This is a genomic window from Bifidobacterium leontopitheci (genome assembly GCF_009193355.1).
GTDB lineage: Bacteria > Actinomycetota > Actinomycetes > Actinomycetales > Bifidobacteriaceae > Bifidobacterium > Bifidobacterium leontopitheci.
The window spans coordinates 1-11,316 of sequence record NZ_WBVT01000060.1; the positions used below are offsets into that span (position 1 = coordinate 1).

The window sequence follows — 11,316 nt, forward strand, 5'->3', positions numbered from 1 at the left end:
TTCATTCGTTCTGTTTCTTTTTTTTTTTAATTGCACGGCCCCCCACCGGATTCTCCACGTAGGCGGCCGCCGGGAGGGACGTAGGTGAATAAGGGCCAGCTCCCCGCCGATCTACCGCCCCACCCCGGCAGGGTGGTAGATATCTACCGGTGGTGTTTGCCGTCCGTTACGATAGGCTCATACAATCGTTGGGTGAGAGAGCAAACGGCTGCGCCGGGCCGAAAACCGCCGGGCGTCGCCGTACCTGACATGACCGAGAGAGCCGCGCGCCGAGCGGGTGCGCGCACGAGTAGCAGGGGGATGGATATGAGAGACGATCAGCAGAACACCGCACCGGAGCCGACTCCCGCGCCCAAGCCGCTGCCGGGCAGCGTGTACGTGCGGCCGGGCATTGACGACCGTCCCGACTACGACAAGGCGCTTACGCCCGAGGACAAGGCCGCGGTCGCCCGTCTGGCCGTTCATCAGCCGCGCAAGAAGGTCGAGGCGTCGGTCACGCAGGCCGAAACGCAGGCTGCGCAGATGATCGCCGACGGTTCGCCGGCTGCCGCGGCCGCTTCGGTGGACGCCGCCGTGCCGGACATGGCTTCGGCGTACGTGGACATGCGCGACCCGGTGGTCAGCGCGGACGGCCAGCGGCCCGACGCCCGGCAGGTCACGCGGCTGGCGTGGGGGTTCGCGCTCGCCGCACTGCTGTCGGTCATGGCGTGGGCGTCGCTGAATCTGCTCGCGTTGCCGGCGCTCATCGCCTACATCGGCTGGCGTGGGCCGAGCGGCGAGCATGTGGCGTTGTTCGGTCAAGGTGAGCTTGCGGACCTGCATATCGGCGAGATCGGCGACGGTGGACTGGCGGTCTCGTGGGCGTGGGGCCTGGCGGTCGTGATCATCGTCGGCGTCGTCGTGTCACTGTTCGCCGAAGCCGGCGTGGCCGCGCTGTCCGACCGCACGCGCACCGAGCGGGGCCGGCGCACGCCGTGGATCGCCGCAGGCGGTTTCCTTGCCGCGTTGACCACGCTGCTGCTCGGCCTCAACACCAGCGTGGTCGGCATCGCACTGTTGTGGGGTCTGACGCAGGTCGGCTACGCTATGCTCACCGTACCCATGGCCGCGGCGTTCAGCGAACGCGTGCCCGACAAGTTCCGTCCGCGCGTGGTGCGTGCGCGCGGCATCGGCCAGATGGTCGGCCAGGCGCTCGGCGTGTGGCTCGGCGTCGGCGGACTCGTGACGGGCGGATCCTACCTGCCGTTCATCACGGCCGCGGTCGTGTTCGTGATCGCCGGCATCGTGCCGCTGCTCGTATGGCCCAAGGAGCCGTCAAGCGAGGCGCTCGCCCGCACGCCGATGAGTTCGCGCGCGTTCTTCGACCGGTTCCGCGCGCCGTATCACGCGACCGAATTCTGGAAGGCGTTCGCCTCTCGCACGCTGGTTTCCGCCGGTGTGGGCATTGTGCCGATGTTCCTGTGGTTTGTCGCGGCCGGCCTGATTTTTCGCGGATGGTTCGTGCAAGGCAACTCGACCGCGTTGGTTATGCCGGTCGGCTCGCTGATCGCTTCGATGGCGCTGGCCACGCTGGCCGGCTCCGTGATCGCCGCGTTCATCGCCGGTCCCGCCGGCGAATACGTGGAGGATCCGCGGTATCTGTCGGCCGCGTCCTGTGTGCTGTACGCGGTGGCGGTGGCGCTGCCGATGACGCTGCTGAGCGTGACCAGTATGATCCTGTTTGCGCTGATCGCCGGCTTCGCGTTTGGTCTGATCGACACGTTCGGCCAGCTGCTGGCCATGTCCGCGATGCCCGATCCGCTCAACGCCGGTCACGACCTCGCGTTCTTCAACCTGTCGAACTCGGCGGGCCTGCTGATCGCCGCGCTTGCGGGCGCGATCGGCGTGCAGGCGACCGGCGGATTCGCGGTGCTGTTCCCCATCGCCATCGTCTGTCTGATCGCCTCCGCCCTCATCACCCTCACCATGCGCGCGTGAGCGCAGGCGAGCCGGCGTGCGTGCGTGCGGGTGCGGGTGTGCGCGGTTGCCGTCGCATGGGGAGCGCGTCACGTGGTACGCCCGGCCCGTGTGAAGGTATGTTCCTCAACCCAGTAATCGCAACGGTTTTCGCGCCCTGTGTCACGTGGTCCGCCCGTCCCGCGTGATGCGCACCGTTGCGCAACCGGCGTGTCCACATACTGAACAGGCGCGAGATTATGCGAGACCGCGCGCCTATGGTGACGGTCAGTCGAGCGCACAAGCGCCCGAGAGAAACGTTCGAAACACCGAAAGGAGGCCCGCCATGATGACCGGATACACCGCCCGCACCAACGCTGACGCCACTCGTGTCAACGTTCTGCTGTCCGCGCGAATTATTATCCCGTCGTCGTTGGCGGACTGATTCGGCGTACACGCTGAGCCCGGCCAACGAAGGCAGGGCGCAGATGACAGCCACAAGCAATCGTTGAAGCCCTGCACCGGTCGCAGGGCTTTTTTGATACGCACCCACAAGGTCAACGATCATCAGGCGGCATTCGAGAGAGAACAGAAGAACAGCACCCACAAGGCACGGCAGGCAGCCGGGCCGCACAACGGGAGACAAGAGACATCATGACAGCAGTCGAAGCAACGGCCGGGGCAGCCAACGCGCTGGCCGGCAAGGCGAAGGCGATGGCACGCGATTCGGTCAAGACCGTGATCGCAGCATCCATGGTCGGCACCGCCATCGAATTCTACGACTTCTACGCCTACGGCACCGCCGCGGCGAACTACTTCCCCAGCATCTTCTTCTCCGACAAGGAGAACCCGACGGTCGCGCTGCTCATCAGCCTGCTGACCTTCGCCATCGCGTTCATCGCCCGCCCGCTCGGCTCGCTCGTGTTCGGTCACTTCGGCGACCGCATGGGCCGTAAGACCACGCTGGTCGTCAGCCTGATGACCATGGGCGTCGGTACGTTCCTGATCGGCTGCCTGCCGACCTACGACCAGGTGGGCGTCGGCGCGGTCGCCGTGCTGTGCCTGCTGCGATTCGTGCAGGGCATCGGCCTGGGCGGCGAATGGTCCGGCGCCGCGCTGGTCGCCACTGAGAACGCGCCCGAGGACAAGCGTGCGCTCTACGGCTCGTTCCCGGAGCTGGGCGCGCCGATTGGCTTCTTCCTGTCCAACGGCACCTACTTTGTGCTCGAGTCCTTCAACGACACGGACGCGATGATCGCCTGGGGTTGGCGCGTGCCGTTCCTGCTGAGCGCGGTGCTCGTGGTCGTCGGTCTCGTCGTGCGCGTCCACATGGAGGAGACGCCGATCTTCCGCATGGCCCAGCAGAAGAAGCAGGTCGTCAAGGCCCCGATCGTCGAAGTGTTCCGCAAGTCCTGGAAGCAGGTGCTGCAGGCCACGTTCCTCGTCGCCGTCACGTACACGCTGTTCTACACGCTCGCCACGTGGTCGCTCGCCTGGGGTACCAAGACCGCGGCGAACGGCGGCGGCGACCTCGGCTTCTCCAACCAGGAGTACCTGCTCATGCTGATGATCTCCATCTGCGTGTTCGCCCTGTTCATCGTGCTCTCGTGCCTCTACGCCGACAAGATCGGCCGTCGCCGCGTGCTCATGTTCTCGTCCTGCGCGCTGGTGGTGTTCGCCGCGCTGTTCCCGTTCCTGCTTGACCCGAGCGTGGTCGGCCAGCGCAACTGGGTGGCGAACCTCGTGTTCCTGTGCGTCGGCTTCGCGCTCATGGGCATCGCGTTCGGCCCGATCGGCGCGTTCCTGCCCGAGCTGTTCGACGCGAACGTGCGCTACTCCGGCTCCGGCATCGGCTACAACCTCGCCGCGATCGTCGGCGCCGCGTTCGTACCGACCGTCGCCACGTGGCTGTCGAAGAACTTCGGCGTGCACTCGGTCGGTCTGTACCTGGCTGTGATGGCCGTGTGCTGCCTGGTCGCCGTGGTGACGTGCAGGGAAACCAAGGACGTTGATTTCACGAAGTGACGTCAACGCTCGCCTCGCCCGGCCGGACGTGATCGGACGGGCCGGACCACGCCGGAAATCGGCATCATCAAGCCGAAATCCGAAAACTGAACACTCATAACTGAAAAAATTCACATAATTGAACGCTCGCACAACAAGATTTTCCAAAGCCGGTGTTCGCAACGTGGAATGCGGTTAGGTTACGACTGTGTTTCCGGTAAGATAGGCAACGGTTTAAGGACAAAATCCTCTTGCACGAGCCAACAGGTAACAAACAAGAAAGACCGGCACAAAGCCGGCAAGTGATTTTCCACTAAACATAAAGGAGTGCCATCATGGCAGCAACTATCTGGTATGACAAGGACGCAGATCTCTCCGTGTTCGACGGCAAGAAGGTCGCCATCCTCGGTTACGGTTCCCAGGGCCACGCCCACGCGCTGAACCTGCGCGACTCCGGCGTCGACGTGGTCGTCGGCCTGCGCCCGACCTCCAAGTCCGTCGAGTTCGCCAAGGAGCAGGGCCTCGAGGTCAAGTCCGTCGGCGAGGCCGTCGCCGAGGCCGACGTCGTGATGATCCTGCTGCCGGACCAGTACCAGGCCGCCGTCTACAAGAACGACGTTGAGCCGAACCTGAAGCCGGGCGCCGCCCTGGCCTTCGCCCACGGCTTCAACATCCACTACGGCTACATCAAGCCGTCCGCTGACCACCCGGTCTTCATGGTCGCCCCGAAGGGCCCGGGCCACATCGTGCGTCGTGAGTACGCCGCCGGCCGTGGCGTCCCGGTCGTCGTGGCCGTCGAGCAGGATCCGGATGGCAAGACCTGGGATCTGACCCTGGCCTACGCCAAGGCTCTGGGCGCCCTGCGCGCCGGCGCCATCAAGACCACCTTCACCGAGGAGACCGAGACCGATCTGTTCGGCGAGCAGGACGTCCTCATGGGCGGCATCAACCACCTCACCGAGATGGGCTTCCAGGTGCTGACCGCCGCCGGCTACCAGCCGGAGATCGCCTACTTCGAGGTGTTCCACGAGCTGAAGATGCTGGTCGACCTCGCGAACGAGGGTGGCCTGAACAAGGCCCGTTGGTCCTGCTCCGACACCGCCCAGTACGGTGACTTCACCTCCACCGTCATCGACGAGCACACCCGCAAGAACATGGAGTACCAGCTCAAGCGCATCCAGGACGGCTCCTTCGCCAAGGAGTTCATGGACGACCAGGCTGCTGGCGCCCCGAAGTTCAAGGCCCTGCAGGAGGAGTACTCCCACCCGCAGCTCGAGACCGTTGGCCCGAAGCTTCGCGCCATGTTCTCCTGGAACAACGGCCCGGCCAAGGACGCCGACGAGACCGAGTCCTTCACCGGCAAGATCGCTCGCGCCCAGGTTCAGTGAGCCTGTGTCGGTCGGCTGATTGGTCGCTGACCGCTGGTCCACTGGCCGCTGACTGGCGGTCGCTGACCGCTGATCGGCTGCACTGACATCGCAACAAGCGCCGTCGCCTCGATTCGTTTCGAGACGGCGGCGCTTTGCTGTATGCGCGGGCTGTCTCCTCTGGTCTTGCCTTGGTCTTTGATTTCCTTTGGCAATCTCAATCTCTTTTCTTTCCCATCACAGCGGGTGCCTACCCGCTGTGACAGAACAACGAGAATCCTTATATTCCAAGGGTTTCTGAGAACGTGTCACAGCGGGTCGGTACCCGCTGTGACAATGTGCGGTGCGTGAGGAGGGGACGCGTGTGTCGCCGGCACGCTGTCGCCGGATGCTGACTGTCAGACTTTGATTCCTTCGATTGCTTTCTTTTTCCGGTATTTCCGCTGCCGGGCTCTGGCTTCGGCATCGCGCTCGTCATTGCACAGTGCCATGTGATGCGCGGCAGGTTGCCCGGGAGGTGAGACCCGCAATGCTTGCGCCACTCGGCTTATCAGCGATCTTCTGCCGTCTTCGGTCAGGACGTCATCGGAGAATATCACGATGACGATGTAGCCCATATCCCTGAGCGCCTGCCTTTTCCGCTCGTCCCAGCGGTGTTGCTGTCGGTCGATACGATGCATGTCCCCATCGAATTCGATGATGACCTTGGCTTCGGGATATGCGATATCCACGGTTGCAAGATGCTGCAATGCCGGGATGTAGATGGTCCAATGCACGTTCGGCTCCGGAAGACCGGCTTTCAGAAGCGTGAGGACCGACCTGCACTCCATCGGAGAATCGGTGCGGTAGTCGAGGAAAGCGATTGAGTCCAGGCATTTGCCTTTGCCTCGGAACGGGCCGCATCCATAGAGAAAACGTCGGAATGCGGATTTCGCGTCTCGGTGAGCATCCGAGGAGCGACGGAGTATGGAATCGGCCAGTACGATGGTTTCGATTTGACTGAGATGCCGCGACAATATAGCCCATGTAGTGAGCGGATCCGTGTAGACGATGGTCGTGCCGTCGAAGGTGTGCGACAGATGCGCTCTGCCGGCCAGTGCGTCCGGCAGATGCAGGTATCGTGATCCGTCACGCAGATGACGATGGTTGTCATGCTCATACAGCAGATGGAAAGGGGCATCGTGTAGCTTTGGGCACCATGGCGTTTCGATACCGTTGAGTCGCAAAGCGGTGAACCCTGTATATACGGGACGCCGGGAGATGATTGTGCGCATGGCATGGTCGCGGCATTGCAGCCGGGTCTCCGCTTGCTGCTCAACCAGTGACTGGGCCAGATAACCGTGTGCTTCGGCGGTGTGTGTTGTTTCTACCATGAAACAGAGCGTAGAGAACAATGCCGCGGTCCGCTACCGTACTGCTGATTTCTGTGGATATGTGGATAACGAAGTGGTTATCCACATGGATTGCAGAATTGTGGATAACTCGTTGTTTTGTCACAGCGGGTACCTACCCGCTGTGACAAAACAACGAGAATCCTTATATTCCAAGGGTTTCTGAGAATGCGTCACAGCGGGTAGGTACCCGCTGTGACAAATATGGCGCCAGTGTGACGCGGGGAGTGTGCGTTACCGCGCTTGGGGGAGGAGGGTGAGGGCGAACTCGAATTCGGCGGCGTCGAGGCGGTACTCCTCGCGCAGCTTCGGACCGCAGCTGTTCGAGCCGACGCCGGACTGCATGTAGTCGACGCACACCACGGTCGCGTCGGCCGGCTCAAGCTCGCTCAGATGCGCCTTCGCGGTCATCTCCTCGGCGGTGTACGGCAGCGCCTGGAAGTCGAACGCGTGGTCCGCCCCGCGCAGGATCACCAGCCGCGCGTCGTCACCGGCGACCTCCGCCCAGTCGCAGTCGTGATGGTTGCCGTTCTCCTGCGGCTTGATGTACGGCTCGAACAGCGTCTCCGGCGTGCCCTCGAACACGCCGTGATAGCTGGAACGCTGCTTGTCGACGTAGCTTTCGTTCGGTCCGAGGCCGCAGTAGGTGACCTGCCGCATGGCCTTCGGCAGGAACATCCGCAGACCGAACCGCGGCAGGAACGGGAAGTCGGTGTCGCGAGCCACATCCATGCGCAGCGTGATCGCACCGTCCGGCGTGATCGTCCAGTCGGCGTCGATGTCGGCGATCCGCTGGACGACCGGCGCGACCAGACCCAGCGTCACGTGGATCGTCACCGGACCGCCGACAATCGCTGCGTCGGAGCCAGCGTTGACGTCGCCGACCGCGCCGAACGAGCCGTGCACGCCGGCAGATGTCCCGGCGTCGGCAGTCCCGGCGTCGGCGGTTTCGCCATCGACGATCGCCGCGCCGGAGCCAGCTTCCGCGCCAATACTGAACGCATCGCGCGCGTTGGCTGTCGTTCCAGCGTCGACGTCCGCCGCAAAGTCCTCCGTCGAGCCGCCGAACGAGGCGACCGGCACCGACTCAAGTCCGTCCGCGGCGTCACCGAAACCGGCGCCCGCGTCGGCGTCGCCGAACGCCGTCGCGCCCGCAGCCGGCACCAGCAGATCGTCCTCGTCCACCAGCACGTCGGCCGCGTACGCGCGGGCATACGCGCGGTCGTACTGCGCGCGGACCCACTCGGCCTTGATGTACTGGTCGTTGTCGGTGGGCGCACGCCACACGTTGAGCTCCATCGGACGTTCGAGCAGCGTGCGGTTACGGTACACGAGCGACGAGAACAGGCCCGTGCGACGATCCAGCACGTACCGGAACGTCGCGCCTTCGACGACGATCTCGGCGTCCGTCTGCGTAACGGTCACCGGGTCGACGTCCTGCCGGCGGCCGGCGTCGCCGCGCGGCTCGCCTTCCGCTGCGGCCGTCGTCGTGTCCTCCGGCTCGTCGCCTGCCGCATGACGACCATGATGATGGGCTGCGCCGCCGGCGTTGTGCACGTTGCTGTCGTCCTGGGCATCGCCGCCGGTTCGCGCGCTGCCGTCGGCCTGTCCGGCATCCAGCGCCTCACGCTCACGGCGGACGATCTCGGCGACCTCCGCCGGATCGACGCCTGCCGCTTCGGCGAGCGCGGCCTCGACGACGCTCGCCGCGATATCGCCGTCCGCCGCATCGCCGGTGTCGAGACCGTTGGCCGTATCGCTCGCCTCGTCGCCGTCCGCAACACTCTCGCCATCCGTGCCCGCGATCTCGCCCAGCACGGCGACCACGGTCTGATTGCGCGGATCGGCGGTCGGCACCGCCACCTCGTCGAAGCCCAGCTCGAACGCGGTCGGCAGCACCTCCGTGTCGAACGCCTGATAGTAGCGCACGAGCATCGTCACGCGGCCGGCCTCCGGAATCGCGTCCAGAATCACCTCAGGCACGTCCACGACCGCGTCGCCATGCGGGGCGATCGACGGCATCGACGGCAGATAGTTGTCCGGATGCACCTCGCGCAGCGCCGCACCCGCGGCCGGATCGCTCTCCCACGCGGCCCACGCGGTCTCCACGCCGTCGACCAGCAGCTCGAACGTCATGAACAGCGCGTCCGAAGCGTCCAGGAAATCCAGATAATTATGCAGCGTGACCGTGCCGGCCGCCGGGTCGAAACCGGTCACACGCACCGGACGGTACACGTTCTTGAACTCCAACAACCCCGTGTGCGGCGTGCGATCCGGGTAGACCAGGCCGTCCATGCAGAAGTTGCCGGCGTGCGGGTACTCGCCCGAATCGCCTCCGTACGCGTACTCGCGCCGCCCGGCCGCGTTCGTGCCGCGGTCGATCGCATGGTCGCACCACTCCCAGATGAAGCCGCCGACCAGACCGTCGTAACGCTGGATGCGCGTGAAATAATCCTCCAGGTCGCCCGGGCCGTTGCCCATCGCATGGCAGAACTCGCACAGCACGTACGGTTTGACGCCGTTGTCGCCGTCATCGCCGTTGCTGCCGTCGCGCAGCCCGTCCGGCGTGCGCGGCCCCTCCTCGCTGAAGTACCGGTCGATCTCCTCGACCGACGGGTACATGCGGCTGTGCACATCAAGATAGCTGTAGTCGCACTCCTGGCCGTCGGCCACGTACCGCGCGCTCTCATAGTGCGTCAGACGGCTCGGGTCGAACGTCTGCGTCCACAGCAGCGCCGCCTCGAACGTGCAGCCGTACGCGCACTCGTTGCCCATCGACCAGAAGATGATGCTCGCATGGTTCTTGTCACGTTCCACGCTACGCTGCACGCGGTCGACGGTCGGCGCGATGAACGCCGGATTGTCGGCGATCGGCGCGTTCCAGCGTTCGTCCAGCTTGCGGTCGCTCATGTCGGGGGCGATGCGGCGTTCCGCGCCGTGGCTCTCGTTGTCCGCCTCGGCGACCACGTAGAAGCCGAGCCGGTCGTACAGGTCGTAGAAGTGCGGCGCGTTCGGATAGTGGCTGGTACGGATCGCGTTGACGTTGTGCTCCTTCATCAGCGTCAGGTCACGCATGATCTGCGCCTCGCTGATGACCGGACCGGTCACCGGGTCGGAATCATGCCGGTTGACGCCATGGATCTTGATCGGCCGGCCGTTGACCTTGATGACGTTGCCGTCGACGCTCACCTCGCGGATGCCGACCAGCGCCGTGATCGTCTCGTGCGCGGTCGTGTAGACGATTGTGTACAGGTACGGCGTTTCGGCGGTCCACAGCCGCGGATCCTCGACGACCAGCTTCGCGTGCGCGGTCGGGCGGAACGCGGTGCCGCCGGTGACGGCAGTCGGGTCGAGCGCGCCGTCTTCGCCGACCGCCTGCGGGTTCACGCCGGCCAGGGTGCCGGTCACCGCGGCGATGCGCAGCGCGGCCTCGGCGTCCGTCGAATCGTCGTCGATGGCGGCGATGTCGCTGATCTCCTCGACCACGCCCTCGGAGTCGGCTGCGTCGCCGGTCGCCGCATCGCCGTCGCCGCCGTCAGCCTCGCCCTCGATCGGCTCGGCCACCGACTCGGCCACCAGCTCGCCATCCTCATCGAACAGCTGCACGCGCACCGGCACATCCACGCCGCCGAAAAACGCAAAATCCACGTCCACCGTCGCATGATCGACCGGCGACGCATCATACTCGGCATCGCTCAGCCCAGCCTCAATGGCCGCCGGGTCGACGCTGCGCCAGATCGACGTATGCGCGAACAAATCACGGATCGCATGCGCCGGACGGGCCAGCAGATACACGTCACGGAAAATGCCGCTCACACGGAACTTGTCCTGATCCTCCAGATAACTGCCGTCGCACCACTTGAGCACCAGCACGGCAATCGTGTTCACGCCGTCCGCCAGCGCATCCGTCACATCGAACTCGCTCGTCGAATGCGCGACCTGCGAATAGCCCACGAACACGCCGTTGACCCACACGTAGAACGCCGAATCCACACCCTCGAAATTCAGGAACGCGCGCGGGGCGTCCGGGTCCGCCTCATACTCGAAATCATGCAGGTACACGCCGCACGGGTCGTCCTGCGGCACGAACGGCGGGTCGAACGGGAACGGATAGTCGAAATTCGTGTACTGGTGGGAGTCGAACCCATGGTTCTGCCACACACTCGGCACCGGAATCGTCGTGAAGCCGGCCGCAGCCAGCGCCGGATCGTCGGCCGTGCGCGCCTCGCCGGTGAGTGGCGCGGAGTCGGTCGCGAACCCCGGTTCGTAGAACGCCGGTTCTCCGCTCGCGTGCAGACGGTTCACCTCCGCGTCCAGATCGTAGATGCTGCGGTAGTAGCGGAAGTTCCAATCGCCGTTGAGCAGCGTGAAACGGTCGGATCGCGTGCGGCGCTCGCCGACCGTATCCATGCGGGTCGAGGCGGGGATGTAGTACGCGCGGTTCGGCTGCGTGCCGACGTGCAGATGGTCGAGGTTCTCGTAGTAGCGGGGGATGAACATGGGGTCGGTGGCCTCCTTGGTCGCTCCTTGGGTGGCGGTGCGTCGCGTATGGTGACGATGCCATTTCATTATCGGCCGTGGTATGGTCGGCGCGGGAGCGCGCGGGTCGGGGTGCGGGC

General features: G+C 64.9%; 5 protein-coding genes. 3 read left to right on the forward strand and 2 right to left on the reverse strand.

The genetic code is table 11. The features are described from left to right. Positions 1 to 306: 306 nt before the first annotated feature. The 3 genes from F7D09_RS10670 to ilvC all read left to right on the forward strand — a co-directional run bounded on the left by F7D09_RS10670 (position 307) and on the right by ilvC (position 5,327). Positions 307 to 1,977: an MFS transporter gene (locus tag F7D09_RS10670; protein ID WP_152235470.1), complete on the forward strand. Its 1,671-nt coding sequence runs from the start codon at positions 307 to 309 to the stop codon at positions 1,975 to 1,977. 612 nt (positions 1,978 to 2,589) lie between these two features. After that, on the forward strand, positions 2,590 to 3,960 hold the full coding sequence (locus F7D09_RS10675) for an MFS transporter (RefSeq protein WP_152235471.1): 1,371 nt from the start codon (positions 2,590 to 2,592) through the stop codon (positions 3,958 to 3,960). Between the two features lie 314 nt (positions 3,961 to 4,274). Further along, positions 4,275 to 5,327 carry a ketol-acid reductoisomerase gene (ilvC, locus tag F7D09_RS10680; RefSeq protein WP_152235472.1) on the forward strand — a complete coding sequence of 351 codons (1,053 nt, stop codon included), beginning with the start codon at positions 4,275 to 4,277 and terminating at the stop codon, positions 5,325 to 5,327. Between the two features lie 377 nt (positions 5,328 to 5,704). Here ilvC and F7D09_RS10685 read toward each other — a convergent pair whose 3' ends face one another. Both F7D09_RS10685 and F7D09_RS10690 read right to left on the reverse strand, forming a co-directional pair. After that, positions 5,705 to 6,679, reverse strand: coding sequence for a DUF559 domain-containing protein (locus tag F7D09_RS10685; RefSeq protein WP_152235473.1), 975 nt, complete (start codon positions 6,677 to 6,679; stop codon positions 5,705 to 5,707). A gap of 252 nt (positions 6,680 to 6,931) precedes the next feature. Continuing rightward, complete coding sequence (locus F7D09_RS10690; protein ID WP_226836287.1) at positions 6,932 to 11,197, reverse strand: glycoside hydrolase family 2 TIM barrel-domain containing protein; 4,266 nt, start codon at positions 11,195 to 11,197, stop codon at positions 6,932 to 6,934. Positions 11,198 to 11,316 lie beyond the last annotated feature (119 nt).

What these genes read in the sequence shown, in the direction of transcription:
- F7D09_RS10675 (WP_152235471.1), top strand. Translation starts at nt 2,590, where the DNA reads ATGACAGCAGTCGAAGCAACGGCCGGGGCAGCCAACGCGCTGGCCGGC.
- ilvC (WP_152235472.1), top strand. Translation starts at nt 4,275, where the DNA reads ATGGCAGCAACTATCTGGTATGACAAGGACGCAGATCTCTCCGTGTTC.
- F7D09_RS10670 (WP_152235470.1), top strand. Translation starts at nt 307, where the DNA reads ATGAGAGACGATCAGCAGAACACCGCACCGGAGCCGACTCCCGCGCCC.
- F7D09_RS10690 (WP_226836287.1), bottom strand. Translation starts at nt 11,197, where the DNA reads ATGTTCATCCCCCGCTACTACGAGAACCTCGACCATCTGCACGTCGGC.
- F7D09_RS10685 (WP_152235473.1), bottom strand. Translation starts at nt 6,679, where the DNA reads ATGGTAGAAACAACACACACCGCCGAAGCACACGGTTATCTGGCCCAG.